Below are 15241 nucleotides of genomic sequence, written 5' to 3' on the forward strand. Positions count from 1 at the left end.
AAATATACTTTCATACTCTCGTCATGATGCTGAAGGTTAAATTTAATTCATTTTAAAAGGCTAAAACCCGGATGAAGATCTACCTCGTCACCAAATCAATTTACCACCACCACCTATATAACTTCGGCCTGGATATGGAAGTATAAACATGTCATCACATTTTTCCCTGGAACACCCCCAGTATATCGTTTCCTTACCATCGGACCATTCTGCCGTGGCAGCAGCATTAATAGAAAAATGCCACTTTTTCTTATTATAAATCAACTCACCCGTTATTTCACAGGGAAACCAGAGCCAAAATCCAGTCATGGTATCACTCATTTCCTTATATTTATCACTTAACAAAAATATTTTTTCTATCTGACTTGCATTTAAAACCCATTTATTGCATAAGTTTCTATCCCCAGGCTCTTTATTATAAGGACTCATATAATGGGACTGATTTATTTTTAATATCTTCATATCAGCAAAACAATAACTCACAGAGGATAAAAATAGAATCACAAAAATAATCACATTATTCGCTTTCATATTAACACTCTATCCAGAGTCGAACGCATACCTTTGTCGTTTAGTCGAGCGGCGGCGGGCATATAGTTTTCCTCATTATATATTGATGTGATTTTGTATCATTGCAATTATAATATTAAAGTTACCTTACTCAGTTTAGTAAAAAAAGGCAGAACATGTTTGACGTCAATATTATTCAACACTTCTATGAAGAAGTACAAATCAAACTAACAGTTTGCACTTGCTTTTTGAATAAATAATGAGAAATTTTTTATCTGACTTGTTCTTTGCCCTAATTACTACAAATCCGTGAGTTTGTACTCGATTTCACATTATTGTCGATAGTCAGGAATTATTGATATATAATTCAGTAAATTTGACAAATTCGTTTCAGAATGACCTTGCTTTTATGTGAACTTCATTCATTTTTCAAACCGTCTCATATAATCTTTTCATGCAAATTTTCTTGTCATACACATTGAAAACATATAACAAAAATATGTTCACGACATATCCAATTAATATTTCATACCATCATTAACTTCATCATCATAATTTATCAAATATAGAATTATTTTAGTGTAATACGTTTGAGTGGCAACCATTCACCAGGCTGAGAATATGAAAACATTTTTCCTTTTATATAATATGCTTTTCCTTTATTGCTTATCTCAAATTGCGGTGATGGATATGGACATGCATTTTCCTCGTCGCCGTTATAGTATAATGCCAAAACACCAGAATTGATTTTTAAAGAGTAGTCACCAATGCATGTTATCCCCGCATGCCAGGTTGTCATGGATAAAGAAGCACGATTATTTTTACTATCTATCTTTAAATTATATTGTAAAAAAACCTGACTCCCATCATTTAACTCCTCGCCAAGTTCCTCGACTCTAAAGTTACCATCCCATTGAGTTTGAGTAATCGCAAAAGTATTTGCGCTCCATAAGCAAGAAAAAATAAATAGATACTTTATAAAATCGCCCATACCACTAACCCCTGATTTAATATGTAGAAGGTATCAATTCAGTATTCAGCATTGTCACACTATACACAAAACCATTCAAGTTGCATCAAGGCGGCAAGGATTTGCTATTGCGCAATGCGTAAAAAACATCAAGAAAAATATATTTTTTATAATAAAATCTACTAATAAGTAGATTCAATGGATTCCATCTTATCAATAGGTATTTATCATTTTCTTTTCAACCTCAACCTGATTTCCTCTTAGTACTGAGTATCGTCTGCGATCGTTAATTCTACCTCTGATGATATCTCGTTAAAAAATAACGCTACCGCCATACCCTGGTTTACAAACCTGCACACCCTAAGATTACTCTCTTATCTGCATTAAGAATATCATTGTGTTTTTTTTCGGAATATATAAAGATTCCCCATAGTGGATACATAACGTGAGCCAAATTAGTCAAAGACGGGATCACTGACGCTATAATAAGTCAAATGACCTTTTGTATTTTCTTTAATGCATGTTGCCGAGGTGATTTCACCTTTATTTTTTAGTGAATTAGTTTCATATTCAGGAAATGCTTTATTTAAATTCTGAATATTGAGGGGGTGCCATAACATCCTGATAGCAGAAAGATATAAATAAGCAGCCATTTACCCTGATTAAACATATATGCCTCACGCACTACAATCTTCCGTGACCAAATCCAGCAGCGTTAAACTCCACCCTTTGCCCAAGCCATGAAGCTCGCTCAGATGAAAAATCAAACCATCACCCCATTCTTTCGGCACTGCCACCACTCGCTCTGATTGCAGCTCAAGCCGCCTGGCGTTTGCTATACGGGTATCAGACGCCTGATCCCCATTATCCGCTCCATTCACCATGCTAAACGTCAGCAGCGCATTATTAGTACCGGTATAGCTGACAAAAAAACCGGCGTGATCCCATCCCTTTTCACAAACGTACTCAACCTCCGTGTGGTGATCAAATTCGTTATCCACAGGAATATGCTCTGAAAACCAACCTACCTGCCCCAACAGGTAGTTAAAACCGGGTATCGGCTTATTAATATCAAAACTTTTCATCCACTTATAATCAACCCCAGCCCCAATTCGGTACAGCACATACATCCCAACTTTTTTATCAATCAGGGCATTAATTTTCGCGTTGTCTCGCTGCTGAAAAGCGATAATCACCTGTCTTGCCGTCTCTTCAAACGACGGAGCGGCAAAAACGGGATGCGCGACCATTCCCAGCAGACTCAACGCGATGGCCGTGCGGCTCATTTTCATCATTGGCTCTCCATTAACATCCGGTGTTCTATTAGCGCCAATATACTCTCGCAATATTTACTCGGCCTGTCCGTAAGCGTACAATGCCCGCCCTTAAAGTGAGGACTCTCCTCAAGCCGCCTCATCAGGTGAGGCGGATCTGACCTGTCATCAGAACGAGAAAATGATGTTTAAACCAGAACTCCTTTCGCCGGCGGGAACGCTGAAAAATATGCGTTACGCTTTCGCTTACGGTGCCGATGCCGTCTATGCGGGCCAACCGCGCTACTCTTTACGCGTGCGTAATAACGAATTCAATCACGAAAATTTGCAGCTTGGCATCAACGAAGCCCACGCGCTCGGAAAAAAATTCTACGTGGTGGTGAACATCGCCCCGCATAACGCCAAGCTCAAAACCTTTATCCGTGACCTGAAACCCGTCGTCGAGATGGGCCCGGATGCGCTGATCATGTCCGATCCAGGGTTGATTATGCTGGTACGCGAGCACTTCCCGGCAATGCCGATTCACCTGTCGGTACAGGCTAATGCCGTAAACTGGGCGACGGTAAAATTCTGGCAGCAGATGGGGCTGACCCGTGTGATTCTCTCCCGCGAGCTGTCGCTGGAAGAGATTGAGGAAATTCGCCAGCAGGTACCGGATATGGAAATAGAAATTTTCGTCCACGGCGCGCTATGCATGGCCTATTCCGGCCGCTGCCTGCTTTCCGGCTACATCAATAAACGCGATCCGAATCAGGGCACCTGCACCAATGCCTGCCGTTGGGAATATAACGTGCAGGAAGGAAAAGAAGACGTTGTCGGCAACATCGTGCATAAGCACGAACCGATTCCGGTACAGAACGTTGAGCCGACGCTCGGTATCGGCGCGCCGACGGATAAAGTGTTTATGATAGAAGAGGCCCAAAGACCGGGCGAATACATGACCGCGTTCGAAGACGAGCATGGCACCTATATCATGAACTCAAAAGATTTGCGCGCTATCGCCCACGTGGAGCGCCTGACGAAAATGGGCGTCCACTCGCTGAAAATCGAAGGCCGCACCAAATCCTTTTATTACTGCGCCCGTACCGCGCAGGTCTACCGTAAGGCCATCGACGACGCCGCCGCGGGTAAACCCTTCGACCCTACGCTGCTGGAAACGCTGGAAGGTCTGGCTCATCGCGGCTATACCGAAGGTTTCCTGCGTCGCCATACGCACGACGATTACCAGAATTACGAGTACGGGTACTCCGTTTCCGAACGCCAGCAATTTGTCGGCGAGTTCACCGGCGAGCGTAAAGGCCAACTGGCGGCCGTGGCGGTGAAGAATAAATTCTCCGTTGGCGATAGTCTGGAGCTGATGACACCGCAGGGAAATATCAATTTCACCCTGGAACAGATGGAGAACGCCAAAGGCGACGCTATGCCGGTGGCGCCTGGCGATGGCTATACCGTCTGGATGCCCGTCCCGCAGGACGTTACGCTGGATTACGCACTATTGATGCGTAATTTCTCAGGCGAATCAACGCGTAACCCCCATGCTAAGTAGTTAATTGCGGTTATTTTTTCATGACGGGAAGATTCTTAGAAATTGATCACATACCGCTTCGCTCAATGCGGGTATTATTCAACGCGCTGAAAAACATAACCCATAAATGCTAGCTGTACCAGGAACCACCTCCTTGGCCTGCGTAATCTCCCTTACGCAGGCTTATTTTTTGCGTTTAATCAATAAAAAAGTGGTACTTCCCGCCATATCCAAAATTGACCACACTAACCAAAGCGCAAATGGGCGCTTAGGTTTACAGACCTCCACTATTCATGGCCAGCCAGCAAGTCACAATCCTCCCGCATCCGGTCAGACTCAGGACTTAGCATTCTGACGTTTACGTTTAACATCAGTAAATTAAATCAATAACTGCTTTGTGAGAACTTACACAAAAAGTTTCCAGGTTATTAAATTAAGGTTAAAAACTGATAATTTAAGCGTGTAAAAATATGGCACGTTTTAATGCCGCTTTTACAAGGATTAAAATAATGTTTTCCCGGATTAGAGGTTTGATTTCATGTCAAAGTAATACTCAAACCATCGCACCTACGCTCAGTCCACCCTCATCAGGCCATGTAAGTTTTGCTGGGGTTGATTATCCTCTATTACCACTAGATCACCAAACGCCGCTCGTTTTTCAGTGGTTTGAACGCAATCCAGATAGATTTGGTCAAAACGAAATTCCCATTATCAATACGCAGAAAAACCCTTATCTTAATAATATTATCAATGCTGCTATAATAGAAAAAGAAAGAATTATTGGTATTTTCGTTGATGGCGATTTTAGCAAGGGACAAAGAAAAGCATTGGCAAAATTGGAACAAAATTATAGAAACATAAAGGTTATTTATAATTCTGACCTTAATTATAGCATGTATGATAAAAAGTTAACGACGATTTATTTAGAAAACATCACCAAACTGGAAGCTCAGTCAGCAAGTGAACGAGATGAGGTCTTGCTTAACGGGGTAAAAAAAAGCCTGGAAGATGTCTTGAAAAACAATCCGGAGGAAACGCTTATTTCATCTCATAATAAAGACAAAGGTCACTTATGGTTTGACTTCTACAGAAATCTTTTCCTGCTAAAAGGAAGCGATGTTTTTCTGGAAGCTGGTAAACCTGGTTGTCATCATCTGCAACCAGGCGGCGGTTGCATATATCTTGATGCAGATATGTTACTTACTGATAAACTCGGCACGTTGTATTTACCTGATGGTATCGCTATCCATGTAAGTCGTAAAGATAATCATGTTAGCCTTGAAAATGGAATTATTGCTGTTAACCGCAGCGAGCATCCAGCATTAATAAAAGGACTCGAAATTATGCACAGTAAACCTTATGGCGATCCCTATAATGACTGGCTCAGTAAAGGGTTGAGGCATTATTTTGACGGTTCTCATATACAAGATTATGACGCATTTTGCGATTTCATTGAATTTAAACACGAAAATATCATTATGAACACAAGCAGTTTAACTGCCAGCTCGTGGAGATAATCATAATAGCCTTGTTTTACTCGCCCTTCCCACCGTCACGTATAATCGGTATCCAGAGTTATTCCTTTATCCTGTAAAATGTGATACAGATTCTCCATTGATCTAATAACTACCTCAATTTCACATTCAAGTTTCTCTACAGAACCTTCATTGAGTGAGAAGTTGAGAGCCAGTAATAATGATTGTGAGTTATTATCATAACACAAATGTGGTCCATTATTCTCTGCAAACCATAAATTAGCATTGAGAAATTCAAAAGCAAGATTATTGTTATCCGGAGGTCTTCCGCAAAAACCGTATATCATTATATACTCACTGTTAGTGCTTGTTAGTAAGATACGGTAACGGTTATCTATAATAAATGAGCATAATCTGTTTTCGTCAAAGACAATTGAATCGGCATTTAATTTTAGTGAAAACTGTCTTAATAAGCGATCGGCTCTTGAATACATAACACCCCATACTCTATCTAAAGCGTTTCTATATAAGTCATAAGCCTCTGGTCTGGACGCTTAACACCCCGTGTCATCTCCGGAATTCATCTTTTCCCTATGACTTGCTGTGTTTGCTCATTTATGGCCATGCTGGCCGGGTTCTGACGCCATTTGCGCTAAGGTATAGTCCGGCGCATATTCCCATCATACCAATTCCCCCAATGCCAAACGATGCGCCTAAAACCGTCAGAGCGGTAGTATATGCAGCACCACTACTGACACTGGCGACAGCCCCTGAGCATACCCCACTGAAAATACCTGTAAACAATGCCGTGGTTCCCACGCATATTAAACATCTGGGTTTATTGCCGTGAGCGTTAAACTCAACGATTTCAGCTGCCGGAATTTCTTCATTACACCGTTCAGAAGGGGAGAGCAATGGCGTTTGCGCATTCACGCCTGAAGTAACATTCATATAAACCTCTTCATGCACATGCCTGTTTATGTTTATGAGAAAAGCGATACCTCAGGCAACGGTACGACTATAAGACACCGCGCCAAGTCATCATCTAAATAGGTTTTATTTGATAACAAGAATAGTGTACTGCTAATAGTGCGCCTTGTTCCTGCCAAAGCAGTCTAAAGAACATTTCGATTTTATGCTATTAAAAAGTATGTTTGGTAATAAATATCAGGTTTTTATCTGATATTATGAAGTTTGAAATTAATACTGATAACTGACGTATGTTCGTCTTGTTAATTCTCCGTTTCGTTATTAAAGGCGCTATATCGGAAAGCGTCTGACTACCCCTTGTGGTTTCCTTGCACTCTTACAAGCACTACTCAATGCGCATACCGGCATCTCTCTTGTCGCCATTTGCCTTAAACCATGCTTCGCTTACCGCTGCGTACAGCAGGAAGAAAAACGGTAAAGCAATAAGTGCGCAACATTTCAATTTTCATCCTGTTCTGACCTCGCTTTTTCATTTCTGCTATACACTTTCTGGAGATTGTTGTTCAACCTATTAAGGCATAACGGATGGCTAACTTTCCCGCCAGCTTACTGATCCTCAATGGCAAAAGCGCTGATAACCAGCCGCTACGTGAGGCCATTACTCTACTTCGCGACGAAGGCATACAGATTCACGTTCGGGTAACCTGGGAAAAAGGCGACGCGCAGCGTTACGTTGATGAAGCCCGTAGACTGGGCGTTGAAACGGTGATTGCCGGCGGCGGAGACGGTACCATTAATGAAGTGTCGACCGCGCTCATCCAGATCCGCGACGGCGTAGCCCCTGCACTGGGCCTTTTGCCGCTCGGCACTGCCAACGATTTTGCCACCAGCGCCGGTATTCCTGAAGCGCTGGACAAAGCGCTGAAACTGGCGATTGCCGGAAACGCGATGGAAATTGATATGGCCAGGGTCAATGATAAAACCTGTTTTATCAATATGGCGACGGGCGGTTTTGGCACCCGCATTACCACCGAAACGCCGGAAAAACTCAAGGCCGCGTTGGGCGGCGTCTCCTATCTTATTCACGGTCTGATGAGAATGGATACGCTGACCCCTGACCGCTGCGAAATACGTGGCGAAAACTTTCACTGGCAGGGAGATGCGCTGGTGATCGGCATCGGCAACGGTCGTCAGGCCGGCGGCGGGCAGCAATTATGTCCCACCGCGCTGATTAACGACGGACTGTTACAGCTACGGATTTTTACCGGCGAAGAGCTGTTGCCGGCTCTGTTTTCCACGCTCACGCAGTCAGATGACAATCCGAATATTATTGACGGCGCCTCAGCGTGGTTTGATATTCATGCGCCGCATGAAATCACGTTCAATCTGGATGGCGAACCACTCAGCGGGCAAGAATTTCATATTGAGGTGCTGCCTGGCGCATTACGCTGTCGGCTGCCACCAGACTGCCCGTTACTACGTTAATAACACCTGTCGCTGGCCGGATGCGCTCACATCCGGCTTTTCTTCGTTGAACTCAGGCGATGGTGACTTTGCTATCCAGATAGACATCTTGTACGGCGTTAATCAACTTCACGCCATCAGCCATCGATTTCTTAAAGGCTTTACGTCCCAGAATTAGCCCCATTCCACCGGCTCGTTTGTTGATCACCGCGGTACGAACCGCGTCGCCGAGGTCAGTGTCGCCGCCGTCCGCGCCGCCGGAGTTGATAAGCCCGGCGCGTCCCATATAGCAGTTCGCCAACTGGTAACGTACCAAATCAATCGGGTTATCGCTGGTCAGTTTGCTGTACACGCGATCGTCGGTATAGCCGAAGTTGACCGCTTTATAACCGCCATTATTCTCGGCCATTTTCTGTTTCACAATATCCGCGCCAATCGTAGCGGCCAGATGGTTGGCTTGCCCCGTCAGGTCAGCGGATACATGGTAATCAACGCCGTCTTTTTTAAAGGAAGAATTACGCAGGTAAGCCCACAATACGGTCACCATACCCAGCTCATGCGCACGCTCAAAAGCGGCGGAGATCTCTTCAATCTGGCGACGAGACTGTTCCGAACCGAAATAGATCGTCGCGCCTACCGCCACGGCGCCCATATTGAACGCCTGCTCAACGCTGGCGTACAGGGTCTGATCGTACTCTGTCGGATAGCTCAATGTTTCGTTGTGATTCAGTTTGACCAAAAACGGAATACGGTGCGCATAGCGCCGTGAAACCGAGGCCAGTACGCCGTAGGTAGAGGCCACGCAGTTACAGCCGGCCTCAATCGCCAATTCAACAATATTTTTTGGGTCAAAGTAGCGCGGGTTGGCCGCAAAAGAAGCGCCGGCGGAGTGCTCCACCCCCTGATCGACGGGCAGTATCGAAAGGTATCCTGTTCCCGCCAGGCGACCTGTATTATAGAGCGTCTGCATATTACGCAGAACGGCTGGTGGACGATTATTGTCAATCATCACCCGGTCAACGTAATCCTTGCCGGGTAGATAAAGCTGATCGGAAGGAATGGTCATACAACGATGCTGTAAAAGGCTGTCGGCGTCTTTGCCAAGCAACTGCGCAATATCAGTCATAGCTATGCTCCCGTAAGTTCCGATAGGGTATCGGAAGGTGAATAGTCCTGCCCCGCAGATTGCGGGTCGCAATAAGCCTGGTACTGACCGACCATTTTTGCCAACTTTAGCGCATTTTTTCGGCGCTATCTGCTGACTCGATTCACGTCCGAAAAAGTGTTAGAGCGGTCAAAATTAATGCTCAATGGTATTTAAAAGGTATTATTAAATGGTATTGTCGTGGCGTACCTTACCTGTCATGAAGGATTCAAAAATGAAAACGACCTTTAAACTGTCGTTCATGATGTTCGTGGAGTGGTTTATCTGGGGCGCCTGGTTCGTCCCCCTGTGGCTATGGCTAAATAAAAGCGGGTTTTCCGCCGGTGAAATAGGCTGGTCTTATGCCTGTACCGCCATTGCGGCGATCCTGTCGCCGATTCTGGTCGGCTCCGTTACCGACCGTTTTTTCTCAGCGCAAAAAGTCCTGGCGGTACTGATGTTTGCAGGCGCCGTGCTGATGTATTTCGCGGCGCAGCAAACCACCTTCGCCGGATTCTTTCCGCTGCTTCTGGCCTATTCATTGACCTATATGCCGACCATCGCGCTGACAAACAGCATTGCCTTCGCTAACGTACCGGACGTTGAACGCGATTTTCCACGCATTCGCGTTATGGGAACCATTGGGTGGATAGCCTCCGGCCTCGCCTGTGGATTCCTGCCGCAAATGTTAGGCTATAACGATATTTCCCCCACCAACATTCCACTGCTCATAACCGCCGCAAGTTCAGCGTTGCTGGGCGTATTTGCGTTCTGTCTGCCAGACACGCCGCCAAAAAGCACCGGCAAGATGGATATTAAAGTGATGCTGGGGCTGGATGCGCTGGTCCTGCTGCGCGATAAAAACTTTCTCGTTTTCTTCTTCTGTTCCTTCCTGTTTGCGATGCCGCTGGCCTTCTACTACATCTTCGCTAACGGCTACCTGACAGAAGTGGGAATGAAGAACGCCACCGGCTGGATGACGCTCGGCCAGTTCTCTGAAATCTTCTTTATGCTGGCTCTGCCCTTTTTCACTAAGCGCTTTGGTATTAAAAAGGTATTATTACTTGGTCTTATTACCGCTGCGATCCGCTACGGCTTTTTTGTCTATGGCGGCGCGGAAACGTACTTCACTTATGCCCTGCTGTTCCTCGGTATTTTGCTACACGGCGTGAGTTACGATTTCTACTACGTCACCGCCTACATTTATGTCGATAAAAAAGCGCCGGTTCATATGCGTACCGCTGCGCAAGGGCTTATCACCCTCTGCTGTCAGGGATTCGGCAGCCTGCTGGGCTATCGTCTCGGCGGCGTGATGATGGAAAAAATGTTTGCTTATCCGCAACCGGTTAACGGTCTGACATTCAACTGGGCGGGCATGTGGACGTTTGGCGCAGTGATGATTGCCGTCATCGCGCTACTGTTTATGATTTTCTTTCGCGAATCGGACAAAGAGATCACTGCTATTGACGATCGCGATATTGCGTTGACACAAGGGGAAGTAAAATGAAAGCAGAACGTATTCTCGGTGCTCTTTACGGGCAAGCGTTAGGGGATGCGATGGGAATGCCCTCTGAGCTGTGGCCGAGAACGCGCGTCAAAGCGCATTTCGGCTGGATTGACCGCTTTCTGCCCGGGCCAAAAGAGAATAATGCCGCCTGCTATTTTAACCGCGCGGAGTTTACGGATGATACCGCAATGGCGCTCTGCCTGGCCGACGCGCTACTCGAATGCGAAGGCAACATTGATCCCGAGATTATTGGGCGTAACATCCTCGCCTGGGCGGAACGCTTTGATGCGTTCAATAAAAATGTACTCGGCCCGACGTCAAAAATTGCGCTGAATGCGATTCGCGACGGCAAACCGATCGCGGCGCTGGAAAATAACGGCGTGACTAACGGCGCGGCCATGCGCGTTTCGCCGTTGGGCTGCCTGTTGCCGCCAACTAACCTGACAGCCTTTATAGCAGAAGTAGCGTTAGCCTCCAGCCCGACGCATAAATCCGATCTGGCGGTGGCTGGCGCCGTGGTTGTCGCCTGGGCCGTCTCGCGAGCGGTTAACGGCGACACGTGGCAAAGTATTGCCGACTCGCTCCCCGCCATCGCCCATCAGGCGCAGACAGCGCGTATTACCACGTTTAGCGCCTCGCTATCGGCACGTCTGGAACTGGCGCTAAACATTGTCCGCCACGCCGACGGCGTCGAATCTGCCAGCGAACAGCTCTATCAGATCATCGGCGCGGGAACCAGCACCATTGAATCGGTTCCCTGCGCTATCGCCATGGTGGAGCTGGCGAATACCGATCCTAACCGCTGTGCCGTGCTGTGCGCTAACCTCGGCGGCGATACCGACACTATCGGCGCGATGGCTACCGCCATTTGCGGCGCGTTGCACGGGGTAAGCGCCATTAACCCCCAGTTAAAGCAAACGCTGGACGAGGTTAATCAGCTGGATTTTGCGCGCTATGCCGTTGCGCTGGCGAGTTATCGTCAACGGCGGGAGGCACTATGAACGGCGCACGGTTGCTGACATTATTACCGACCCTGCATACCCGGCGTCCGCTCACCGTTATCGGCGCGGCAGTAATCGATATCATTGCCGACGCCTGGACGTTGCCGCGTCGCGGAGGCGATATTGAACTGCAACAACAGAGCGTCAATGTCGGCGGCTGTGCGCTGAATATTGCCGTGGCGTTGAAACGACTGGGGATTGACGCCAGCAATGCGCTGCCGCTGGGCCAGGGCGTGTGGGCGGAGAGGATTCGCCGCCGTCTGGCAAAAGAGGGATTATCCAGCGTGATTGACGCGGTTGAAGGAGATAACGGCTGGTGTCTGGCGTTAGTCGAACCGGATGGCGAACGCACGTTTATGTCTTTTAGCGGCGTGGAAAACCAGTGGAATGCAGACTGGTTGTCGCAGCTCAGGACACCGCGGGGCAGTCTTGTCTACCTGTCCGGCTATCAACTGGCCTCGTCCTGTGGCGAACCAATGATCCAGTGGCTGGAAACCGTCGACGATGTCACGCCTTTTATCGATTTTGGCCCGCGAATCGGTGATATTACAGACGATGTAATGGCGCGCATTATGGCCTGCCGGCCCATCGTCTCCCTCAACCGCCAGGAAGCCATCATCGCCGCGGAACGCGCCGGGCTTGCGACCGATACGCGCACTTTCGGCGAAGCATGGGTAAAACGCTTTTCCGCGCCGCTGGTGGTGCGCCATGATAAAGACGGAGCGTGGTATTTTAGCGCGCAATCTTCCGGCGTTGTGCCAGCGTTTCCGGCAACCGTGGTGGATACCATCGGCGCGGGCGACAGCCATGCTGGCGGCGTGCTGGCAGGACTGGCGTCAGGCTGGCCGCTCGCGGATGCCGTACTGCTGGGAAATGCGGTGGCAAGCTGGGTGGTCGGGCATCGCGGCGGCGACTGCGCGCCCACGCGCGAGGCGCTACTCCTCGCACACAAAAACGTATAGGTCGCTACGACAATAACTGATGCTGTATTCAATAGGCCGCTGCTGCTGATCGAGCGCCACCTGCTTAATCACCAGCACCGGCACTTTACCATCCATTTGAATATGCGACTGAAACTCATCATCCGGCATCCGGGCGCTAACGCGAGATCGGGTACGCTGAGGGTAAATGTGCTGGCGACGAAAATAGTCATACAGAGAAATACCAATCGCGTCGACATCATGAATCAGATGCGCGGGCACCCAGGACTCTTCAATCGATACCGCGTCCTCATCAACATAACGAATGCGTTTGAGTAAAAAGACGTCGCTGCCTGCGGGGATCGCCAGATGCTGCGCGACCTCATCCGGACAACTTATCACGCGTTTGTTAACCCATAGCGTATCCGGTTTTTTGCCGCGCAAGACAACCTGCTGAGAAAATCCCCGCGCCTCTTTCAGGGAATATTCAAAGATATTATTGATTTGCGTACCGTAGCCACGGGCGCGCGTGACGACACCCTCTTCTTCCAGCGCCTGCATCGCTTTCCGTACCGTGATGCGCGAGACGCCGGTAAGCTGGCTGAGATCGCGTTCGCCAGGCAAAATATTACCGTGCTCAAGAATACCGCTGCGCACGGCATCCTTTACCGTCTGGGCGAATTTCATGTATAGCGGCGTATTATCCGCCGCTGAAATTCGTTCATTCAGTTGCGCGATGAGCCGGGTATGCGCTTGTTCCATTTATCTTTCCTGACGACGGGTCTGTAGGCAGTATACTACCACCACGCGTGGAAATGATGTACCGGACCAATGCCCTTCCCCACTTCCAGCGTGTCCGCCTGCGCCAACGCCGCCGAAAGCCATGCCTTCGCCTCGTTTACCGTCTCTCCCCAACAGCGATGCCGGGGCCGTAACGCCGCCAGCGCCGCCGACAGCGTACAGCCCGTTCCATGCGTATTTTTGGTGTTCACACGCGGCGCGCTAAAACGTTGCTCGCCCTCACGGGTAAAGAGCCAGTCCGGGCTTTGCGCATCCTCTAAATGCCCGCCTTTCATCAATACCGCTTCACACCCCATCGCCAGTAACGCCCGCCCCTGCGCCAGCATCTCCTGTTCCGTACGCGCATGGGGCGCATCCAGCAACGCTGCGGCTTCCGGCAAATTAGGCGTAATCAGCGATACCTGCGGCAACAGCCGGACGCGTAATGTTTCTATCGCAGAGGGCGAGAGCAACGGATCGCCGCTTTTCGCCAGCATCACCGTATCCAGCACCACATTACGTACATGATGGCGCTGTAGTCGTTCCGCCACGGCCTCGACAATATCGGTTTCCGCCAGCATCCCGATTTTCGTGGTATCAATGCGCACATCGCTGAACACGGAATCAAGTTGAGCGGCGACAAAGTCCGGCTCTATCCGGTACACCGACTGTACGCCACAGGTATTTTGCGCCACCAGCGCGGTGATGACCGAACAGCCATATGCGCCCAGCGCGGAAAAGGTCTTGAGATCCGCCTGGATACCGGCCCCGCCGCTGGGATCGGTACCGGCAATCGTCAGCGCGTTAATTCTCTTCATTGGCCGCCTCCACATCCAGATGATAGAGCGCATCAAGAAAAGCCGGGATGAAGCTGCCCGGTCCTTCGCTACGCTCTGCCGCGGCCTGTCCAGCCAGTTTCATCCAGCAGCAGGCCGACGCGACATTGTCCAGCGCGGCGCCCGGTAACGCGCAACTGGCGGCGACGACCGCCGACAACGCGCAGCCGGTGCCTACAATGCGAGTCATTAACGGATCGCCGCCGGGAATGCTCAGCGTGCGCTGACCGTTAGTGACGTAATCTACCTCTCCGGTAACCACAACGATGCAGTCTATCTGACGCGCCAGCGCCTGCGCCGCAGGCAGTGCGGCCAACGCCGCCTCGGTGGTATCTACGCCGCGTCCGCCCAGCGCCATGCCGGATAACGCCAGGATTTCCGAGGCGTTGCCGCGTATTGCCGCCGGGCGCAGGGACAAGAGATCCAGGCAAAATCGCCGACGAAATTCCAGCGCGCCCACCGCGACAGGATCAAGGGTCCACGGCGTTTTGGCATCATAAGCGCTTTCTACCGCCGCACGCATCGCGTCAGCGCGTGAGGCGGTTAAGGTTCCGACATTAACCAGCAAGGCGTTGGCGATGGCGGCAAACGGTCTGGCCTCGACGGGATCAATCACCATGGCGGGTGAAGCGCCCAGCGCCAGCAGCGTATTGGCGGTAAACGTTTGTACGACGTCATTCGTCATACAGTGCGTAAGCGGGGAGAGCGCGCGAAAGTGTTTTAACGTATGCGCCGCAAGCGTGCGGCAGTGCAGGTCAGGCTGCATGGTTCAGCTCCTGCCCGCGTGAAGAAGGGACACGAGCAGTGTCAGACTTCCCTACGCTGGCATTATCCAGATCAGGTGGTACGGGTATTTCTCAGCCTTCACAAAGAAGGGCACCCCGAGTCGTCAAGCCCCACCGTGT

16 protein-coding genes and 1 riboswitch are annotated in these 15241 nt (G+C 49.1%); of the genes, 6 read left to right on the forward strand and 10 right to left on the reverse strand.

Going from position 1 to position 15241, the window contains the following annotated elements; genetic code table 11:
* Positions 1-87: 87 nt before the first annotated feature.
* The 4 genes from EOS97_RS00295 to EOS97_RS00310 all read right to left on the reverse strand — a co-directional run bounded on the left by EOS97_RS00295 (position 88) and on the right by EOS97_RS00310 (position 2775).
* On the reverse strand, positions 88-531 hold the full coding sequence (locus EOS97_RS00295) for a hypothetical protein (RefSeq protein ID WP_000646714.1): 444 nt from the start codon (positions 529-531) through the stop codon (positions 88-90).
* A gap of 550 nt (positions 532-1081) precedes the next feature.
* Complete coding sequence (locus EOS97_RS00300) at positions 1082-1501, reverse strand: hypothetical protein (protein WP_000502180.1); 420 nt, start codon at positions 1499-1501, stop codon at positions 1082-1084.
* Between the two features lie 434 nt (positions 1502-1935).
* Positions 1936-2133, reverse strand: coding sequence for a hypothetical protein (locus EOS97_RS27440; RefSeq protein ID WP_001805514.1), 198 nt, complete (start codon positions 2131-2133; stop codon positions 1936-1938).
* Between the two features lie 24 nt (positions 2134-2157).
* Positions 2158-2775 carry a hypothetical protein gene (locus EOS97_RS00310; RefSeq protein ID WP_000977171.1) on the reverse strand — a complete coding sequence of 206 codons (618 nt, stop codon included), beginning with the start codon at positions 2773-2775 and terminating at the stop codon, positions 2158-2160.
* A gap of 163 nt (positions 2776-2938) precedes the next feature.
* On the opposite strand from EOS97_RS00310, the gene yegQ reads away from it, so the two are divergent.
* Positions 2939-4300 carry a tRNA 5-hydroxyuridine modification protein YegQ gene (gene yegQ / locus EOS97_RS00315; protein WP_001517981.1) on the forward strand — a complete coding sequence of 454 codons (1362 nt, stop codon included), beginning with the start codon at positions 2939-2941 and terminating at the stop codon, positions 4298-4300.
* A gap of 449 nt (positions 4301-4749) precedes the next feature.
* Positions 4750-5796 (forward strand): type III secretion system effector arginine glycosyltransferase SseK2, encoded by a 1047-nt coding sequence (gene sseK2 / locus EOS97_RS00320; RefSeq protein WP_077906545.1) that lies wholly within the window; start codon positions 4750-4752, stop codon positions 5794-5796.
* 35 nt (positions 5797-5831) lie between these two features.
* Here sseK2 and EOS97_RS00325 read toward each other — a convergent pair whose 3' ends face one another.
* Positions 5832-6248: a CesT family type III secretion system chaperone gene (locus EOS97_RS00325; RefSeq protein WP_001805516.1), complete on the reverse strand. Its 417-nt coding sequence runs from the start codon at positions 6246-6248 to the stop codon at positions 5832-5834.
* 121 nt (positions 6249-6369) lie between these two features.
* Positions 6370-6705, reverse strand: a complete 336-nt coding sequence (gene steD, locus EOS97_RS00330; protein WP_001805517.1) for a type III secretion system effector SteD — start codon at positions 6703-6705, stop codon at positions 6370-6372.
* Positions 6706-7269: 564 nt separating this feature from the next.
* Between steD and yegS the strand changes: the two genes are divergently transcribed.
* Positions 7270-8169 carry a lipid kinase YegS gene (gene yegS, locus EOS97_RS00335; RefSeq protein ID WP_001273393.1) on the forward strand — a complete coding sequence of 300 codons (900 nt, stop codon included), beginning with the start codon at positions 7270-7272 and terminating at the stop codon, positions 8167-8169.
* 52 nt (positions 8170-8221) lie between these two features.
* Here yegS and fbaB read toward each other — a convergent pair whose 3' ends face one another.
* Positions 8222-9274 carry a class I fructose-bisphosphate aldolase gene (gene fbaB, locus EOS97_RS00340; RefSeq protein ID WP_000129590.1) on the reverse strand — a complete coding sequence of 351 codons (1053 nt, stop codon included), beginning with the start codon at positions 9272-9274 and terminating at the stop codon, positions 8222-8224.
* A gap of 253 nt (positions 9275-9527) precedes the next feature.
* Here fbaB and EOS97_RS00345 point away from each other — a divergent pair, with 253 nt between their 5' ends.
* From EOS97_RS00345 to EOS97_RS00355, 3 genes are read left to right on the forward strand one after another with little or no spacing between them, the layout of a single operon-like run.
* Positions 9528-10799 carry a nucleoside permease gene (locus EOS97_RS00345; protein WP_000858692.1) on the forward strand — a complete coding sequence of 424 codons (1272 nt, stop codon included), beginning with the start codon at positions 9528-9530 and terminating at the stop codon, positions 10797-10799.
* A complete protein-coding gene (locus EOS97_RS00350) occupies positions 10796-11800 on the forward strand; it encodes an ADP-ribosylglycohydrolase family protein (RefSeq protein ID WP_000642787.1) in 1005 nt (334 codons plus the stop codon). Before EOS97_RS00345 ends, EOS97_RS00350 begins: the two co-directional genes overlap by 4 nt.
* Positions 11797-12762 (forward strand): PfkB family carbohydrate kinase, encoded by a 966-nt coding sequence (locus EOS97_RS00355; RefSeq protein WP_001012667.1) that lies wholly within the window; start codon positions 11797-11799, stop codon positions 12760-12762. The genes EOS97_RS00350 and EOS97_RS00355 overlap by 4 nt, the downstream gene beginning before the upstream one ends.
* Here EOS97_RS00355 and EOS97_RS00360 read toward each other — a convergent pair.
* From EOS97_RS00360 to thiM, 3 genes are read right to left on the reverse strand one after another with little or no spacing between them, the layout of a single operon-like run.
* Positions 12736-13482 (reverse strand): GntR family transcriptional regulator, encoded by a 747-nt coding sequence (locus EOS97_RS00360; RefSeq protein WP_000434057.1) that lies wholly within the window; start codon positions 13480-13482, stop codon positions 12736-12738. The two genes, EOS97_RS00355 and EOS97_RS00360, sit on opposite strands and share 27 nt — an antisense overlap.
* Positions 13483-13517: 35 nt before the next feature.
* Complete coding sequence (gene thiD / locus EOS97_RS00365) at positions 13518-14318, reverse strand: bifunctional hydroxymethylpyrimidine kinase/phosphomethylpyrimidine kinase (RefSeq protein WP_000822242.1); 801 nt, start codon at positions 14316-14318, stop codon at positions 13518-13520.
* Positions 14305-15102 carry a hydroxyethylthiazole kinase gene (gene thiM, locus EOS97_RS00370; RefSeq protein ID WP_001182164.1) on the reverse strand — a complete coding sequence of 266 codons (798 nt, stop codon included), beginning with the start codon at positions 15100-15102 and terminating at the stop codon, positions 14305-14307. Before thiM ends, thiD begins: the two co-directional genes overlap by 14 nt.
* Positions 15103-15133: 31 nt before the next feature.
* A riboswitch (TPP riboswitch) is annotated at positions 15134-15230 on the reverse strand.
* Positions 15231-15241: the final 11 nt, after the last annotated feature.

Source organism: Salmonella sp. SSDFZ54 (assembly GCF_004010735.1).
In the GTDB taxonomy this organism is placed as follows: domain Bacteria; phylum Pseudomonadota; class Gammaproteobacteria; order Enterobacterales; family Enterobacteriaceae; genus Salmonella; species Salmonella enterica.

What these genes read in the sequence shown, in the direction of transcription:
- EOS97_RS00295 (WP_000646714.1), bottom strand. Translation starts at nt 531, where the DNA reads ATGAAAGCGAATAATGTGATTATTTTTGTGATTCTATTTTTATCCTCT.
- EOS97_RS00300 (WP_000502180.1), bottom strand. Translation starts at nt 1,501, where the DNA reads ATGGGCGATTTTATAAAGTATCTATTTATTTTTTCTTGCTTATGGAGC.
- EOS97_RS27440 (WP_001805514.1), bottom strand. Translation starts at nt 2,133, where the DNA reads ATGGCTGCTTATTTATATCTTTCTGCTATCAGGATGTTATGGCACCCC.
- EOS97_RS00310 (WP_000977171.1), bottom strand. Translation starts at nt 2,775, where the DNA reads ATGATGAAAATGAGCCGCACGGCCATCGCGTTGAGTCTGCTGGGAATG.
- yegQ (WP_001517981.1), top strand. Translation starts at nt 2,939, where the DNA reads ATGTTTAAACCAGAACTCCTTTCGCCGGCGGGAACGCTGAAAAATATG.
- sseK2 (WP_077906545.1), top strand. Translation starts at nt 4,750, where the DNA reads ATGGCACGTTTTAATGCCGCTTTTACAAGGATTAAAATAATGTTTTCC.
- EOS97_RS00325 (WP_001805516.1), bottom strand. Translation starts at nt 6,248, where the DNA reads ATGTATTCAAGAGCCGATCGCTTATTAAGACAGTTTTCACTAAAATTA.
- steD (WP_001805517.1), bottom strand. Translation starts at nt 6,705, where the DNA reads ATGAATGTTACTTCAGGCGTGAATGCGCAAACGCCATTGCTCTCCCCT.
- yegS (WP_001273393.1), top strand. Translation starts at nt 7,270, where the DNA reads ATGGCTAACTTTCCCGCCAGCTTACTGATCCTCAATGGCAAAAGCGCT.
- fbaB (WP_000129590.1), bottom strand. Translation starts at nt 9,274, where the DNA reads ATGACTGATATTGCGCAGTTGCTTGGCAAAGACGCCGACAGCCTTTTA.
- EOS97_RS00345 (WP_000858692.1), top strand. Translation starts at nt 9,528, where the DNA reads ATGAAAACGACCTTTAAACTGTCGTTCATGATGTTCGTGGAGTGGTTT.
- EOS97_RS00350 (WP_000642787.1), top strand. Translation starts at nt 10,796, where the DNA reads ATGAAAGCAGAACGTATTCTCGGTGCTCTTTACGGGCAAGCGTTAGGG.
- EOS97_RS00355 (WP_001012667.1), top strand. Translation starts at nt 11,797, where the DNA reads ATGAACGGCGCACGGTTGCTGACATTATTACCGACCCTGCATACCCGG.
- EOS97_RS00360 (WP_000434057.1), bottom strand. Translation starts at nt 13,482, where the DNA reads ATGGAACAAGCGCATACCCGGCTCATCGCGCAACTGAATGAACGAATT.
- thiD (WP_000822242.1), bottom strand. Translation starts at nt 14,318, where the DNA reads ATGAAGAGAATTAACGCGCTGACGATTGCCGGTACCGATCCCAGCGGC.
- thiM (WP_001182164.1), bottom strand. Translation starts at nt 15,102, where the DNA reads ATGCAGCCTGACCTGCACTGCCGCACGCTTGCGGCGCATACGTTAAAA.